The following is a 16,930-nucleotide window of genomic DNA, read 5'->3' as shown; positions in this document are numbered from 1 at the left end:
TTATTCCTGAATAACTTTTATTTTCCCCGAAGAAAATGCCCAGAATATCAATAAAAGCATATTAATTGCCAACGCAACAGAAGGAAATTGGAATGAAACGCCAAAAGCAATTAAATATGTTGGGAAGCCGTACAGGTAATTATTCCTGATTTTTTTGATGGCAGAATCGGTTATTCCCGGACGGAGTAGTTTTTTGTCTGAACTTGCATTGTACCATAAAAGATTATATGAAATATTGATCAGTACAAAAATTCCGGTATATATGGCCACCGCAATATTCGAAGCTTCACTGTTAAAAAAGCGAGCGAGCAAAGCCGTTGGATAAGAAACAGCCGAAACTAGAAACAAAATCAATCCGTTAGAAAACATAATCCCTGTATTACGACTGTAAATCTGTTTGAATATCTTATGGTGATTGACCCACATAATAAAAATGCTAAAAAAAGAAAGAGTAAAAGCCAAATAAGTGGTCCACTCGCCTTGTAGGAAATCCAGTAATTGAGTGCCATTTTTTACGATATTAGCTTCAGGTGCACGCAGCTCCAGTACTAAAAGGGTAATTGCAATAGCAAAAACAGCATCACTGAATCCTTCGATTCTTACGGTTTCTTTTTCCATAGCTAGAATTTACAAATTGATTTTTTTTATATGTGATGATTTGCTTTGTCTTTTTGCTACTCATCGGAGTCTCCCTTCGATCGAAACGAAAAACTAAGATTAAATTTTTGCGAACTTTGTGTAATATCTTGCGGTCTTTGTGTTTAGATCCCGCTCACAGTATTATTTATACCCCTGCTTAATACCTAATTTTTTCATTTTAGAATATAAACTTTGCGGCTGCATCTGCAATAACGCGGCTGCGCCTCCAATCCCGGAAATCTTTCCATTACAGGCCTGCAATGCATTCATAATATGTTCTTTTTCCATTTCTTCCATCGATTTCATTTTGCCGATGCTGGCTTGCAGAGGATTAGCATCCGTGCTTGAGGGAAGATCAAATTTTTCGATTTCGTTTGTTTTGGTCAGCAGTACATTTCTTTCTACTAAATGTTCTAGTTCGCGGATATTTCCCGGCCAGTCATAATCTAGTAATTGCTGCAAAGCTAGAGGGCTCATTCCTGTAACATTTTTCCTGGCACTTGCTGCATATTTTTTAAGGAAAAAATCAGCCAGTGCTGCGATATCGCCTTTGCGTTCTTTTAGGGGCGGCAATTCAATTGGAAAAACATTTAAGCGATAATATAAATCCAGACGGAAACGACCTTCTGCCACTTCTTTTTCCAGCGATCTGTTGGTAGCGGCTATAACTCGGACATTGATTTTTTTGGTTGAATTTCCACCCAGACGCTGGATTTCTTTTTCCTGTAAAACACGAAGCAGTTTTACTTGAGAATCGAGAGGTAGTTCGCCAATTTCATCTAGAAAAATGGTGCCATTATCGGCCTGTTCAAACTTTCCAACTCTTAAGGTACTGGCTCCCGTAAAAGCGCCTTTTTCATGTCCGAAAAGTTCAGATTCTACAAGGGACTGTGGTAAAGCAGCGCAGTTTACCACTACAAGTGAATTCGATTTATGATGAGAAAGATCATGTATTGCATGTGCAACACGTTCTTTTCCAGTACCGCTCTCACCTAAAATCAAAACTGAAGTTTCTGTTGGGGCTACAATTTTAATCTTTTCAATTACTTCTTTAATCAAGTCGCTGCTGCCAATAATGCCTTCGATTTCTTCTTCTGTAACAGGGACAGAAACATCTGCATAACTGCCTTTTTCCTCATCAAAGCGGTACTTGGCAATGTCAAGCATTACCACAAGATCGCGTTCGCGAAAAGGCTTCACCATAAATCCATACGGATGTGTTTCTTTTACGGCTTCCAAAGTCGACTGATTGGTATTGGCAGAAATGTACAAAAATGGCAGCTGCATTTCGCGCAGTTCCCAAGCCAGATCAATTCCAGTAAGGTCGCCTTTCAGCATTATATCCAATAAAACCCAGTCAGGTCTTTTTTCGGAGATCAATTTTCTCGCCTGAACCACAGAAGAAGCAATCCCGGTTATTTCGTAACCCGCTTTTTTCAGCATGATTTTTAAATCATTTGCTACAATAAATTCGTCTTCAACAATTAGAATTTTCTCCTTCATTATCTAAGTTATATTATTTCAGAATCATCAGCGGTGCCTTCAAATTCTGTATTTTTTGTAAATGTAATTTTGATTGTCAGTCCGCTGTCGTTTTTCATTTCAAACTCTCCATCAATTTGGTCGGTCAATCCCATCATTAAGTTCATTCCCAGCGAATTTCTTTCCGTATCTTCAAAGTTTTCAGGAAGTCCAACGCCGTTGTCGGCAATTACTAGTTTATAGTTGTTTTCGCCTGTATTTTTAAGTTCAATCGTTACTTTTCCTTTTCTGTCTTTTGGAAAAGCATATTTAATCGCATTATTAATCGCTTCGTTGATTATTAATCCAAGCGGAACTGCTTGTGCCACATCAAGATATACTTTTTCAGTTTCTAAAGCAAAATTGATCTTGGTATCAGTATCAAAACATTCCCTCATATAACTGATCAATTCAAAAATATACCATGACATATCTATATTTGCGAGATTATCAGATTGATATAATTTTTGATGAATAAGCGACATGGCGTGCATTCGGTGCTGACTGTTTTGGATTGCCAGTAAAGCATCTTCGTTATCCAGATAAGCCGATTGTGTATTTAATAAACTAATGACAATCTGAAGGTTGTTTTTTACTCTATGATGAATTTCTTTTAAAAGCCATTCTTTCTCCAAAAGCATTTTTTTGTTCAGTTCGTTTTGTGCTTCAATCTGCTGACGCTTGATTTCGAGTTGTTCGTTTTTCTTTTTTTTCAGGCGGAAGCTTTTGTACAAAACGGCCAAAAAAAGAATCAAAACAACCACACTGCCTATAAAAACATAACGAATTACGGTATCTTTTTGAATTTGAATTTCCTGTACTTTTGCCTGCTGTTTAAGCAGATCGATATTTTTATCTTTTTGTTCGCTTTCAAATTCAACCTGCAAACTGCTGATCTGCTTGCTTTTTTCTCCTTTAAAAACCGAATCAGAAAGGCTTTTGTATAATTGGTAATGCTTAATCGCACTGATGTAATCTCCTCGTGAAGAATCGGCTTTAAACCAAATATTATGACTTTCAGAACGAATATTATTATTTCCCATTGCCGCAGCAATTGAATCTAATTTTTTAATGTTTCGATAAAAAGAAGGATAGTTTTTAACCTGATAGTGATATGCTGCAAAACTTCTTAAAACAGCAAAAGTATTACCGTTTCTATCGGCATTGTCACCATAGTAATCGGCCATTTTTTTGTAATAAATTGCTGCTTTGGCATTTTTTTGAATTCGGTAAATATTAAATAAAAGATAATTCTCGGTCATTATACGCTCAATATTTGAGGTTGGATAATGATCTTGCATTTCTTTGATGAGTTTCAGGGCTTCGTTTTCTTTTTTCTGGCGAATATATAATGAACTCAAATTGTCGGCAATTGTTCGTACATATTCTGTATCCTTATATTGTGTTGCAATTTTAAGAGCTTTTTGCCAGTATTCCTCAGTTTTATCATTCTGGCGGAGGTAATAATACACCAAAGCTACATGATTGTAAATAGAACTTAGCTGTAAGGTTTTATCGTTTAATGCTATAGCAGTTTTTTCTGCTAAAAGTCCATATTTTAAGGCTTCTGGGAAATTGCCTTTTTGTGTATAAATTTCGGCAAGAATATTACAAATTCCCTGTATATCTTTATAATGTATGGATTTATAAAGCGCAAGAGATTCTAATGAAATAGCTTCTGCTTTATCAGGATTTTCGCTTGTGCTGTAGTATTCGCCAAGTTCTTGTAATACCGTAGCTTGTTTTTTTCGGGCTCCTGATTTTTTGAATAATGCAATAGCTTTTTCTTTATATTTTGCTTTTTCGTCGCCTTCAGATTGCATCGCCAGTTCGTTATAACTTTCTCCAAGCTGTTCTGGCATGTTATTTTTTTCAAAATAAGCTATAGCATTCTGGGTGTTTTTGAGTGCATTTCTGGAATTGCCGCTTTCTCTGGCGATTTGTGCAGCTAAAAGTATCGTTTTTCCTTTTCCGAGTTTGTAACCTAAAGAGTTACTAAGGTTTTTTGCTTTTAGATTGATAACAGATGCGCTGTCAAGATCTTCCTTAAATTCGCCTGTTTTGGTAAGATAATAATTACTTAAAGCCAAAAGCAATTCGACTTTTTTGCTGTCATTGCCGGCCAAAGTAATTTTCTTTCTTAACACAACTGGATCTTCTTTGGACTGCGCAATGGAGTTAGGATTTGCAGATAAAAATAATGATAGAGTACATAAAAAACGTACATAGTTTTTAAAGGAAAAAATGGTGGTATTATTCATTTTTTAAAGGTAATCTATTATTAGAAATCTGCAAATCCTTATCTAATTTTGTCTAGTTATTGCGGTGGTAACAGTAACAAATAATCATGGCCAGACCTGGTATCAATAAAGTTCCCAGTCCGAAAAACTTTCCGGCAACAGCTCCTAGAAAACAGCCTGTAAGAAATCCTAAAATAGTAACGAGTTGCTTTTTAAAACTTAACAGCGAATCTGCATCGTTTGTACCGTTTTTTATAAGGTTTCCTAAATCCAGCGAAGCTTGTGTTACATTTCCGGTCATCATCGTTGTAGGGCCGTGCGTTTCCTTAGCAAATAATTTTCCAAAAGCATTTTGTAATCCCATTGCAAAAACGGTTGTCATGGCTACGATATAAATTGCCCATTCTGAAAATATTTGCAAATAACCAAAAACATAAGAAGCGATACCGCACAAAACCAGTACGATCCCTTCCCAGAATAAGATAGTATAATGGTTTACACTTTTTAAAGCGATTCTTCCGCCAACGATTACGGCAAAGATAAAGACTGGAAAGGTCAGCAATTTGATCCACGCGTGGGCATCAGAACCTTTAATGATTTGATATGCGAAGACAATAAAGTTGCCCGTAACGTGTGCCGAGAAAATCGAATCGGCTGCGACGAAAGTTACAGTGTCGCAATACCCTGCTATCATAGTGAGAAGCAGGGTTACGTACCAGATATTTTTTTGCATTTCCATAATTTATTATTTTAAATGAGCACGAAGCATCCAAGCCATTTTTTCGTGATTTTCTACAAGACCTGTAATAAAATCGCTGGTTCCCGCGTCTTGTAATTCGTTAGCAATTAAATTAATGTTTTCACGCAGATAAACAATAATGCTTTCGTGATCAATAAGCAATTCTTTAATAAAGCCATTGCTGTCATTATTCTCTTGTAACTCTTCTGAAAGATGCGTAAGCGCTAAGAAATCTTTTAGAGTTGCAGGCGTATAATGACCCAAAGATCTGATTCTTTCCGCAACCGTATCTACAATTTGGTCGATCGCATCGTATTGTTGTTCGAAAAAAAGATGTTTATTGTAAAAATCTGGCCCTTCAACATTCCAGTGTGCTCGTTTTGTTTTAGTGTAAAGTATAAATTCGTCTGCAAGGATTTTAATTAATACTTCTACGACATTGTTAATGCTTTCTTGTTTAATTCCGATGTTTGCTTTCATTTTAAATTAGGTTTAATAAATAATAATCAAGTGAATATTTTCCTGCTCCAAGTGCAAGAATTAATAATAAGGATAAAGTGTACATGTACGGAATGTCACGCACTTCTAGTGAATCTTTCTGGTGTACCACAAAATAACCAACAGCCGTTACGCCAATTGTAGGTAAAATTGCAAGACGTGTTCCTAGACCAAGCATAATAAAAAAGGGTACAACAGTATCAGAGAAAGTTGCAACCAATCCGTTTAGTTTTTCCGGCAGATGCAGCGGATTCGGAACATGCTCTTTTTGTCCATTTTCGACTCTGAATTTCTTCATTCCATGAACCCTGAATAATTCTATTGCTAATAAGACTCTGAATATTAAAAACGCGATGTTATTGAATGAAGTTCCTAAATCTGAATTAAGGATTTGTTTTATAATGTCTGTCATTTGTTTTGTATTTAAAATGCAAAGCAGGAACAGCCCAATGCGCCCCAGAATGCGTTATAATTATTAACGGGAACATTGCTCATTCTAGCGATATCGTGGCTGTGTGCATGCACATCACAACTTCCGGAGCAGCTGTGTATCTGAGACGTTAATCCTGGTTTTGAATCGGCTTTTGTATTATTCTCGATTGTACTCTGGAAGCTGCTTTTCGAAGGATATCCGTTATAAATATTTGTTGGCGACCAGTCCGGCAGAATCGGAATATGCGGAGGTGAGAAAGAAGAAAAATCGCCATTTGCATACACAATTTTTCCATCGACAATGGTTAAATCGGCTTCTATTTTTTTGATTTCTTCGTCTTCAATTGTAAAATAATCACGGTCCAGAACTGCCAAATCTGCAAACATTCCAGTTCTGATATCGCCTTTTTTGGTTTGCTCCTGAGAAAACCAAGCGCTCCCTCTGGTATACAATTCCAAAGCGGTTTGTCGGTCTAATCTAGTTTCGTTGTACAATTGAAGACCGCCGACTGTTTTTCCAACCGTCATCCAGTACATAGAAACCCACGGGTTGTAGCTGCTCACACGAGTAGCATCAGAACCGCTGCCAACTGGAACTTCCATCTCAATCATTTTTTTGATTGGAGGTGTGTTTTCGGCTGCCTTTGCGCCGTAGCGATCTGTAAAATATTCTCCCTGATAAGCCATTCTGCTTTGTACTGCGATTCCGCCGCCAAGCGCTTTTACACGTTCGATGTTTCTTTCGTCAATCGTTTCGGCGTGATCAAAGATCCACGGTAATCCATTGAATGGCACGTCCTGATTTATTTTTTCGAAGACATTTAAAAATCTGGTTATGCTTTCGTTGTAAGTCGCATGAAGTCTAAAAGGCCAGCGGTTTTCTACCAAAAGGCGGACTACTTTTTCCAGTTCTGCTTCCATATTTTCTGGTAAATCAGGTCTTGGCTGTAAGAAATCTTCGAAGTCGGCAGCAGAAAAAACCAGCATTTCGCCCGCACCGTTATGACGGTACATATCATCGCCCTGATACAATTTTACGGTATCAATCCAATCTGAAAAATCTTCAAATTCGTGTTTTGGTTTTTGTGTGAAAAGATTGTAAGCGATTCTTACCGTTAGTTGTTTCTTTTCATTCAATTCGTTTACCACTTTATAATCATCAGGAAAATTCTGAAATCCGCCACCGGCATCAATTACACTTGTAATTCCGAAACGGTTTAATTCTTTCATAAAATGACGCGTCGAATTAATCTGATGCTCATATGAAAGTGTCGGCCCTTTTGCCAGAGTCGAATACAAAATCATGGCGTTTGGCGTTGCAATAATCAATCCTGTTGGTTCGCCTTTGGCATCTCTTTCTATATAACCTCCTGGAGGTGCTGGTGTATTTTTATTGTAACCAACTGCTTTTAAAGCCGCTCTGTTCATAATCGCCCTGTCATATAAATGCAGGATAAAAACTGGAGTTTCGGGAGCAATCGCATTGATTTCTTCTAAAGTCGGCATTCTGCGTTCAGCAAACTGAAACTCCGACCATCCACCCACAACACGAACCCATTGCGGATTTGGCGTGCGGTCCACTTGCTCTTTTAACATTCGAAGTGCATCTGCCAAAGAAGGAACACCATCCCAGCGTAATTCCAGATTATAATTTAAGCCGCCACGGATTAAGTGAATATGCGAATCATTGATTCCGGGAACCACTCTTTTATTTTGAAGATCGATTATTTTGGTTGCTGAAGATGCAAATTCCATTATATCGCTGTCGTTTCCTACGGCAATAAATTTCCCGTCTTTAATGGCTACAGCCGTTACGTTTGGGGTTTCTGCATTGAAACTGTGTATTTTTCCGTTGAATAAAATTAAATCTGCTTTCATAACTTCAATTATTTAGAGTTCAGTTTTGCAATTGCTTCTTGAATGCCTTCGCCTGCAACATTATAAAAAGCTGGGCCTGCAAGCAGGATAATTTTAGTTAAAGGTTTATGATCTGATAATTTTTTCTGTTTTAAATACGTCTGCGTTCTATAGGCTTCAAAAGAACCTAAAACCACATTTGCGGCTACTAAAGCTGTTGGAGAATCTATTCCAGCATCTTTAATATCAGAAGCAAAAGAAAAATCACTTACACCTAAACGCAAAGCCTCGCGCATTGCCACACTTCCCACACTGATCATCAAATCAGGCGTAAATTTTGTGCGGTCGCCTAAACCAATAAGCAAAAGTTTTTTTGATGCTAAAGTTCCTTTTGGCGGTGTAATTAATAAGGTTTCAAGTGAATGTCCTGTAAATTTGCCGCTTTTGCGTAATTCTGTAATTAAGCCTTTAAAAGCGTCATCTAAATGCACCATTCCGTTTAGATTTGCCGGAAGGGCAGGAGGGTTAAATATGTCACCTTCTGTATATTCAAAAACGCAGGCAACCTGTAAATCTGCTTCTGCAGACGATGGTCCCTGAACCAATCCGTTTACCGAAACTCCGTCTACTTTACCCCAAGTTGTAGTGGAACCGAGTGCGGCGGTTTGTGCAAAAGCTTGATTAATAAACAAGCCTGCTGTTAAAATAAATAGAAACATTATGTTTCTAAGCTTGTATGTTAAGATTGTATTTTTCATTGTTTAAATATTTAGTTGTGGAATATTTTTTAACACATGTAGACATATATTTTATTTTTGCCAGATAAAAGGATGCAGAAAAAACTAGTTTCTCACATATAGTTATGTGCATTAATGTAAGTGAAACGCCTTTTTGTACAGGACTAAAAAAGCTATGTATCTATGTGTTTAAATAAATTTTTGTGGTTAATAAATTATTAGTTTGTTTAAAATTTAAATCCAAGGCGGGCATTAAAAAAAACTCCGTCTTTAGAATTTGGAATGATGTCGTTGATAAAAGCGCCTGTTTTAAAATATTGAATGCCGCTTACGACTGATATATATTTGTTGACATTATAAGTGAAATTGGCTAAATAAGCCGTCCCGATATAGCGCTCGTCTGACATGCTTCCCGGACGATTGAGCACTCCGCTTGGTCTGTAAACACCATCTTGGAGTGAATATCTCCAATTGAAAACCACATCGACCTGCATCTTTAATGAAGGAAGTAAATCCATCGTGGCATAGGGATGAATATCGATAAGGTTTACTGGACCCACTTGCGGACTAAATCCGAAATAGCCTCCTTTTGGGAAAAGCGGATTAAACGTCTGAAGATTTCCGTCGCCTTGATTATTATCTCCCGATATGTAATCATTTCGAAGATTTATGGTCGGTTTAAATTTGATATTTTCAAACATATATCCAATATCAACAGATCCTGTCCAAGCATTTATATTTCCAGAACCAAATTTTCCAAATTGATAAGCCGCTTCCAGATTGTAAATAAAACCGCCGCCGTATTTCCAGAATCGTGTACCCAAAGTATGTCTTCGTTCTGGAGCAATTCCTTCTTCAAAAACGGCTTCATCTCTACGAATTCCGAGGTAATAAAGGTCAAGGTTTCCTGCTTTCGGAATAATTATTTTAGAATACGCGCCCCAGAGATTCAGCTCTTTTTTCATTTTATTATCAAAAACGCCTGTGAAAATTTCGTCTTCCATCATCGCAAAAGCGTCAATAAAAAGTCGGGCGGAGGAGTACATTACTTTTCCTCCTGTAAAATACAATCTTGCATTGGGCCCTTCTCGTACCGAAATCAACCTTCCAGAACCGTAATCCAATTCTTGTCTTCCGGCGCGGAAAGTTATTTTTTTATCTTCTTTTTGATAAACATTCACATCTAAAAAAAGATTCTGAACGTTGAGCTGATCTTCGTCAATTCCTCTTGGTCCGTTGATTCTTCCTTCTTGTAATGCACTTCTTAATTGTGCAAACACCCTGAAGGTTTTTCCTAAATGAATATCGGCATGCAGATCGTAGCGCTGTAAAAGAAAATTGTTATGACCAATATTTAACCTTCCCCAATCTTCATTATCAAAATCAACATATTCATATCGGGCTTCACCTCCCAAAGAAAGGTAAAAATCCTGCTCTTCATTTAAAGGAATAAATTTCAACTTCTCGTAAAAATTTCGCGTAGAATCTTTTAACGATTCGTAATTTTCGTCGTAGCGCAAAAGCTTAAAATTTTGAGCCGATACCGAATTTCCTATGAGGAGAAAAACGAGTAATAACTTGACGATTTTGAATTTGGATTTTGTTGATTCCAAGATAATGAAGGTTAGGGGTTTCTTTAGTTTTTGTTTCTTCCGAATTTTCAAGTTTTAAGCTGAAATTTGACATTCATGTTAAATTTTGAAATTTTGAATTAGTGCTTTAACATATTGTGCGCATAGTGAATTCCTAAACCGTAAGAACCACCGTACTTTTTCATCAAATTGGTTACCGGAACATAAGTTCCTTCGCGAGCCCAGTCTCTTTGTAGTTCCAATAAATATTGGATGGATGTAATTGGCATTGCACCTGCTTGAATCATTCTTTGTACCGAGCGTTCATGAGCTTCTGCGCTTACGTCACCGCATGCATCTGTAATTACATAGACTTCATAGCCTTCTTCAATTGCAGACAAAGCTGGCCCAACGATGCAAACACCTGTCCATAATCCTGCAAGCACTAATTTCTTTTTATTTTTTCCTGTAATCGCTTTGTAAGCTGCTTCGTCTTCCCACGTATTCATTGAAGTACGGTCAATATATCCCGAAGTTGCAATAGGATAAAATTCTTCAAGCTCTGGGAAAACAGGTCCTGAAAAGCTTTCTTCGGCAACTGTTGTTACAACAGTATCAACATTGAAAATTTTTGATGCACCGGCCACAATTGCAACGTTGGTACGCAGTTCGCTTAACGGAATATTGTGGGTTGCAAATGCCATTTGACCTTCAAAGTCAATTAGTACTAAGGCGTGATTGTCTGGGGATAATAAGTTTGCGGATGGTTTCATATTATTTTTTTTTAAAATTATTGGTTTTACTATTAATGGGTGGAAAGTTTCTTGATCATTTCGCTGGAAATTGAATCTGCGTAAATGCCAAAGGCACTAGTTAAAACACCTTTTACATTGTAGATTTCAGAAATGATTCCATATACAATATCTTCGTCTCCGGGATCGGTATCTCCTTCAAAACGGAATAAGTATTCGATTTTAAATTCTTCTGGTGACATGGATTGTTTGTTGTTGTTATAGCGAATACAGTTTTCGTCGAGATTAAAATTTTCTGTAAAACCCTGTATGTTCAGCCATTGTAAAGCTTCTGTAACGGTGTCAAAAGATGGTTGTTGCAACGTACTCATAATTGGGGATGATTTTTAAACCGCCTGCAATAGCGGACTGGTAGCAGGCAGTTTAGTTAATTAAAGGCCGTCAGATCAGGCTTTAATAAATTCTAAAATATCTTTATTGATAGTTTTTGCTTCTGTGGTTGGCATACCGTGAGGAAATCCCGGATATGAAATTAATTTTCCGTTTTTCAAAAGCGCTGCGGCTCTTGGTGCTTGAGCGTAAGGAACAATCTGGTCGTCTTCTCCGTGTAAAACTAAAACCGGAATATCTAAACTTTTTAAATCTTCAGTAAAATCAGATTCTGAAAATGCTTTAATTCCTTCATAATGAGCAAAAACAGAACCCATCATGCCCTGACGCCACCAATTGTGTTTGATGCCTTCCTGAACAGTTTTTCCTTCGCGGTTCCATCCGTAAAATGGAATTGGGAAATCGTAAAAGTATTGTGCTCTGTTAAAACCTGTTCCTTCTCTTATTTCGTCAAAAACTGATAATGGAACTCCTTCTGGATTTGATTCGTTTTGAATCATAATTGGTGTTACAGCGCTTATAATTACAGCTTTTGCCACGCGTCCTTTTCCGTATTTAGCAGCGTAACGAATTACTTCTCCGCCTCCTGTTGAGTGACCAACGTGAATAGCGTCTTTTAAATCTAAAGCTTCCGTTAAAGCTGCTACATCCGCTGCGTATGTTTCCATATTATTGTTTTCTCCGCTTTGTCCCGAGCGACCGTGCCCACGACGATCATGAGCTATAACTCTGTAACCTTGTTTAAGAAAAAACATCATTTGTGCATCCCAGTCATCGCTTGATAATGGCCATCCGTGGTGAAAAACGATTGGTTGTCCTGTTCCCCAATCTTTGTAGAAAATTTGTGTTCCGTCTTGTGCTGCAATTGTACTCATGGTTTTGATTTTTAGATTATTAAATTGTTTGAATATTTTATTTATTATTATGTGGTATTGCTTTGTTGGTACTGCAAATCTATTACTGACAAGAAAGTTGATCTGTTAACCTAGATTAAGAAGAAGTACTCTACCAGTACTTCTTAATCCAGATTAATTCTTAGCTCTTTTATCCAGCGCCTGATTTTGTTTGTTTGATGTGATGCATCTTCAAACAGGTAAGCGCTGCATAACATTAGCCAAATAACATGCCTTTAAATTTATATAGTTGTTTATAAGGGTTTTGGAGATCTGCGGGATAATTATTTGTTACGATATATCGTAAATTTATTAATGCCGTGATGAGAATTAGGGAAGTTTAGAAAAAAAATCTACTAGATACAGATTCAAATGTCAATTCTGAACTACTTTTATTTATTAAAACAAAATTTTTAAAATATAAAAACAGCTATTTATTAAAAAGCATTATTTTAGTCAAATAACTATTGAATAGTTTATTAACTTTCACTAACTAACTTATGAGTTTTAATACACCGATTGTAAAAAAAATATTTTCAATTGTCTTATTGGCGGTATGTATGTCTTGTAATTCTCAACAGGAAAAGGAAGTCAGGTTTGATACACAAACCATGAATTTGAAAGGAAATATTAAGCATATTACTGAAAAAACGGGGGATCATACTTGGGACTTTGAGTTTGAGGATAACAAACTTCTGCTTGTAAAGTCTTATTTCCTAGGGGCAAGTTATGATATGCAATATCGACTTGAATATTTGAAGGGGAAAATCTTGCAGATACATAGTAAATCATCAGTAGTAAGCCCCGAGATATTCAGTACAAATTTTGCAATGCGTCTGCCGCTATATGGATTCCATAACGTACAAAAACTAGTCAGAAATCAACAAGGAGATGTAGTGCGTGTATTTTATAAAAATCAAACGCCAAATGAATATACGCTAAAGTATACTTACGATAAGTTTAATAACTGGACTACTCGGGAACTTTATATGCAGCCAGGTGATTACCTTAAAGAACGCACCGAAAGAACCATTCTTTATGACAGGAAAGTGGAGCATAATGAGATACGCTCCTGGAACAGCAGACTAGATTCTGTATTTACCGCAGCTCAGAGAAGAAATGAATTCATTGCAATTTCAATAAACAATAGTATTGAAAAGGATTATCCTAAGCTAAACCAAATCAATAGCTATCTGAATAAAAATTTTGAAGCTGTTCAAGCGGCTGAGGCTTATGTTAATAAGCTTATTGTTCAGTTCGATTCCACATATGGAAAAGAAAATCTCTCCAAAGAATTACAGCTTCTCAAAGATAAGATGGTAATTCTGCAGTCCATTGCAATGAAAGAAAATTTCTTATGGTCAGAGGCAAGAGTTTATATTCCAATGCTGATAAGTGGTGAAGTGAGCGTAAAAGATGTGCAGGAACCTTATCAGTCCAGGACTTTAATTACTGCTTCGCTAGAACGCATTAGTACTATACGTTTATGGGAGGAGCAATACAGAAATAAATAGTATTTGACTATAAGTTTAAGGTGCAAATTAATATTTAAGATTTTTTTGTTTAAAGAGAACGAAAGAATAAACCAAAGATTATTTTTTGAAAGGAGCAGAATAGAAACCGATACGCATTAGTACTAAAACAGATTTGTTACTTTACTAAAGTAAATTGCTTTATACTTGTAATGTTTTACAAATCTGAAATTCATCGACTTTATTTTTTTTGCTAAGCAGTTAATTTGCATCAGTGAGGGTTTTAATAAGCAGTTAGATAGGATATTATCAATAAATTAAAGAAGGAATAAAAAAAAACCGTTAATGATAACGGTTTTTTATAAGTGCTAAATCCGAGTACATTAAAATTTTCGCTGAGAAGGTTTATTATTGTGGAGTGTGCTACTACCTGTCTCATTTCTGGTAAGTTCATCTTCTTTAAGTTCCTCGTTGCCAATTTTCCCTATTTCGAATTCCTTGTTAACGGGATTATCCTGATCTGATTCTATGGTTTTAAAGGATGAACTTTCAGCTTCATCACTCTTCTGTGTGTCAATTTCAGTTTCAAACCCTTAAGATGGATCATTTTCTCTAAGATCCTCTTCAATGTCTTGTTCGGTTATATCTTTTGATTCACTGTCCGATTCATTGTCGAGATTCTCTGAATCGTAAGGATTGCTGTTTAGATCTGTACTTTTCGGGTCTGAATTGGAAATTTTACGATCCTCCTGATCGTAAGATTCATTGTTTTCTTCTTTCATAATATACTATTTTTAAAGTTTATATTTGTTTTCTCTGCCTATGCTACTTGTTACTGCTTATCTCCTGCAAGGGCTATTTTCTTTTGCCCCGTCCTGAAGCAGCACTCTGGGTAGAGGATTTCTCAGCATTAATGCGCAAATCATCTCCTTTTGCTGTTTTTGATTTAGCACCCATGACGGCTATTTTTAAGTGTAATAAAATTAAAAAATAGCTGTGCTGTTTCATTACAGAATAACGGGCGGAATTTTACAGGATTATGACTAATTAGAAGGGCGGCAGGTTTGCGGATCTGTGCCGAGTGTTACTCTGACGTGACTAAAAGCTGTTTGTAAGATAGATTATCGTTTCCTGTTTTGTCATTTTCCTTTTTGAAAATCTTTTTGGTCTTCTGCTAAATGATTATCACATCCCTCTTTTGGCAGGTAAGAAAACAATTCAATTCAATTCAATTATTCTCAGCGTCCCTGAATGGACGAGACTTACATTAAGATGAAAGGAAAACGGTTTTATCTTAGAGGGAAGTTGATAGATCTGTCAATACAGTTGATTTCTTATTAACCAAGAGAAGGCAGAGAATGAGCGTCATTTCTAATTAAAGCAATTAGTAATAATTGCCGTCCAGTAGTAATAAACATTGATAAAAGAGGTTCTAATACACCTTCGATAAAAGGATATAACAAATGTTGATTCTCAAAGATTAAATCCGGTAAATGTAAATCTCAACAATATTGTCGAACAGGACCATCATTTTATAAATGGCGAATACAAATAGACTAGGTTTTAAAAGTTTTGAACTGGCTAGGCGAGCATTAAGTGGAATTGAAGTTGTGCATATGATTATAAAGAATCAGATGGTCAAACGAGGAATATCTATATTTAGATCATTCTGTAAATTGGCGGACTAACTATTAAATCACCTCTTGTAAACTCCTTTTTATTTTTAAAGGCAGAAAGCCGCAGCTTTGAAGAACAGAGCTTAAAATATTGTAATATTATCGTAAGAAGCTGTAAGCTTCAGCTGGAAATACTGCCTTAAATTTGTACTTATACTGGTAATGACATTATATAATCAGTCAGAAAAAACAGGGGACCGGCGGTGTTCGTCTGGAGGTTCTGTCCCAAATGATTTAGTTAATTACCAATATGTTTTCAGGCAGCCGCCGGCCGCCAAAGGACTCCCTTTTTTAAGGGAGTTTTTTTATATCTAGAATTCAGTTGTTTATTCTGTGTTGGGAAGTGATTTTTTCAAACCATTTAACTCCAAATAGAGATAATCGAAGCAAGAGAGATTCGAACAAAATCTTCCCAACCTGCATTTATCATGTTTAAACTGTTGATATGATTTTTATTATTGAGGAAATTTGGAAGTTATTCTGCCCTTATCGTCCAAAAACAGAATTTGTGCATTTCCAAGAGAGTCAACTTTCATTTGCAGCCTAACATTTCCTTTGGTATCCGATAAGTTTAGTACAGCATCTTTGTTTATATCCTTTCCTATAAAAACTCTATTTGCAAATGCTGGTTCAGAATTTTTAGGAAACCTAATCTCTTCTAGTCTCTTTTTTCTTTCAATATCATTTGGAATTTTTTCTGCTTCTTTATATTCTTTTCTCCATTCTGCAAAATTTGGATCTTTGTGCCAGTCGTCTACATAAAGTCCTGTTTTTTTTGAACCATTATCATCTAAATATTGCAGGTAAAGCACTTGGTTTTGGTCATATTGGTCAAAAGAAAAATGTCCAGATGCAAAATATTCTCCAGTTTTAATATCTTTTTTTCCTGTAAAAACAAGCCCGCCACATTCAGTTAATTCATCATTAAAGAATATCAGCCCTGGTCTTCCTCCTTCTTTTAAACCGTAAGTTTTTCCATGCATTAGGTTAGCAGGTGAATTTTGAGAGTTCGCTAATACTAATCTTGTTTGTCCATTTGGTTCTACAATTGTTAATTTTTTTGCTGTGATTTCATTAAATGTTTCATTTTTATTGGAAACAAACGAAAACAGAAAAAAGCAAATGATTAAAAGTGTTATTACATACAAATTAATAGTAAGGAATTTAACTTTCCTCTTCAAAATTAAAATTTCTTGATTTTCCATATTAAGGTTAATTTTCTGGTTGGTTTAAGATTATGCTAAGTTTTTTCTGCTATAAGAATTTTGGGCTAAAGTAGTGTTTGTTTTTGCATAACAATATATAATAATTCAATAAAAATTGTCAAAAGCGATATATCTTGTCGAATATTTTTTACTCTTAGTGAATATATATAACCACTTTACTGTTTGATCATGAGACCTATATCTGTAGAACAATTGGACTTTAAACTACTATAATCGTCATAACTATTTTTTGGATCATTTGTTCGTAATTAACCATTATAGTAAGAAGATTAATTTGAATTATAATT

General features: G+C 36.0%; 16 protein-coding genes. 1 reads left to right on the top strand and 15 read right to left on the bottom strand.

The window, feature by feature from the left end:
* From EDB96_RS13765 to EDB96_RS13710, 13 genes are all read right to left on the bottom strand, one after another.
* On the bottom strand, nucleotides 1-618 hold the full coding sequence (locus tag EDB96_RS13765) for a TMEM175 family protein (protein WP_134141382.1): 618 nt from the start codon (nucleotides 616-618) through the stop codon (nucleotides 1-3).
* Between the two features lie 162 nt (nucleotides 619-780).
* Complete coding sequence (locus tag EDB96_RS13760; protein ID WP_134141380.1) at nucleotides 781-2,142, bottom strand: sigma-54-dependent transcriptional regulator; 1,362 nt, start codon at nucleotides 2,140-2,142, stop codon at nucleotides 781-783.
* A gap of 8 nt (nucleotides 2,143-2,150) precedes the next feature.
* Nucleotides 2,151-4,421, bottom strand: coding sequence for a histidine kinase dimerization/phosphoacceptor domain -containing protein (locus tag EDB96_RS13755; protein ID WP_134141379.1), 2,271 nt, complete (start codon nucleotides 4,419-4,421; stop codon nucleotides 2,151-2,153).
* 52 nt (nucleotides 4,422-4,473) lie between these two features.
* Nucleotides 4,474-5,139 (bottom strand): YoaK family protein, encoded by a 666-nt coding sequence (locus tag EDB96_RS13750; RefSeq protein WP_134141377.1) that lies wholly within the window; start codon nucleotides 5,137-5,139, stop codon nucleotides 4,474-4,476.
* Nucleotides 5,140-5,145: 6 nt separating this feature from the next.
* A complete protein-coding gene (locus tag EDB96_RS13745) occupies nucleotides 5,146-5,619 on the bottom strand; it encodes a Dps family protein (protein ID WP_057118089.1) in 474 nt (157 codons plus the stop codon).
* A gap of 1 nt (nucleotide 5,620) precedes the next feature.
* Nucleotides 5,621-6,049, bottom strand: coding sequence for a DoxX family protein (locus EDB96_RS13740; protein ID WP_057118088.1), 429 nt, complete (start codon nucleotides 6,047-6,049; stop codon nucleotides 5,621-5,623).
* Nucleotides 6,050-6,060: 11 nt separating this feature from the next.
* Nucleotides 6,061-7,947 carry an amidohydrolase gene (locus EDB96_RS13735; RefSeq protein WP_134141376.1) on the bottom strand — a complete coding sequence of 629 codons (1,887 nt, stop codon included), beginning with the start codon at nucleotides 7,945-7,947 and terminating at the stop codon, nucleotides 6,061-6,063.
* 8 nt (nucleotides 7,948-7,955) lie between these two features.
* Nucleotides 7,956-8,684 carry a M17 family peptidase N-terminal domain-containing protein gene (locus EDB96_RS13730; protein WP_057118086.1) on the bottom strand — a complete coding sequence of 243 codons (729 nt, stop codon included), beginning with the start codon at nucleotides 8,682-8,684 and terminating at the stop codon, nucleotides 7,956-7,958.
* Between the two features lie 206 nt (nucleotides 8,685-8,890).
* Nucleotides 8,891-10,183 carry an alginate export family protein gene (locus tag EDB96_RS13725; protein WP_243839343.1) on the bottom strand — a complete coding sequence of 431 codons (1,293 nt, stop codon included), beginning with the start codon at nucleotides 10,181-10,183 and terminating at the stop codon, nucleotides 8,891-8,893.
* A 4-nt stretch (nucleotides 10,184-10,187) separates the two neighbouring features.
* A complete protein-coding gene (locus EDB96_RS21210; protein ID WP_243839342.1) occupies nucleotides 10,188-10,349 on the bottom strand; it encodes a hypothetical protein in 162 nt (53 codons plus the stop codon).
* Between the two features lie 25 nt (nucleotides 10,350-10,374).
* Nucleotides 10,375-11,007 (bottom strand): hydrolase, encoded by a 633-nt coding sequence (locus EDB96_RS13720; protein WP_057118085.1) that lies wholly within the window; start codon nucleotides 11,005-11,007, stop codon nucleotides 10,375-10,377.
* A gap of 32 nt (nucleotides 11,008-11,039) precedes the next feature.
* Complete coding sequence (locus tag EDB96_RS13715; RefSeq protein ID WP_057118084.1) at nucleotides 11,040-11,357, bottom strand: hypothetical protein; 318 nt, start codon at nucleotides 11,355-11,357, stop codon at nucleotides 11,040-11,042.
* 75 nt (nucleotides 11,358-11,432) lie between these two features.
* Entirely contained in the window at nucleotides 11,433-12,251 is an 819-nt protein-coding gene (locus tag EDB96_RS13710; protein ID WP_134141375.1) for an alpha/beta fold hydrolase, read from the bottom strand.
* Nucleotides 12,252-12,769: 518 nt separating this feature from the next.
* Between EDB96_RS13710 and EDB96_RS13705 the strand changes: the two genes are divergently transcribed.
* Entirely contained in the window at nucleotides 12,770-13,783 is a 1,014-nt protein-coding gene (locus tag EDB96_RS13705) for a hypothetical protein (RefSeq protein WP_134141373.1), read from the top strand.
* A 551-nt stretch (nucleotides 13,784-14,334) separates the two neighbouring features.
* Here the strand turns inward: EDB96_RS13705 and EDB96_RS13700 are convergent.
* Both EDB96_RS13700 and EDB96_RS13695 read right to left on the bottom strand, forming a co-directional pair.
* On the bottom strand, nucleotides 14,335-14,523 hold the full coding sequence (locus tag EDB96_RS13700) for a hypothetical protein (protein WP_134141372.1): 189 nt from the start codon (nucleotides 14,521-14,523) through the stop codon (nucleotides 14,335-14,337).
* A gap of 1,349 nt (nucleotides 14,524-15,872) precedes the next feature.
* The gene (locus tag EDB96_RS13695) at nucleotides 15,873-16,622 is read right to left on the bottom strand and encodes a hypothetical protein (RefSeq protein WP_134141371.1); all 750 of its coding nucleotides are present in this window, start codon (nucleotides 16,620-16,622) and stop codon (nucleotides 15,873-15,875) included.
* Nucleotides 16,623-16,930 lie beyond the last annotated feature (308 nt).

It is taken from the genome of Flavobacterium sp. S87F.05.LMB.W.Kidney.N, from assembly GCF_004366435.1.
Lineage (GTDB): Bacteria > Bacteroidota > Bacteroidia > Flavobacteriales > Flavobacteriaceae > Flavobacterium.
The sequence above is the reverse complement of the archived record's forward strand: the minus strand, read 5'-3'. Positions and strand labels throughout refer to the sequence as shown.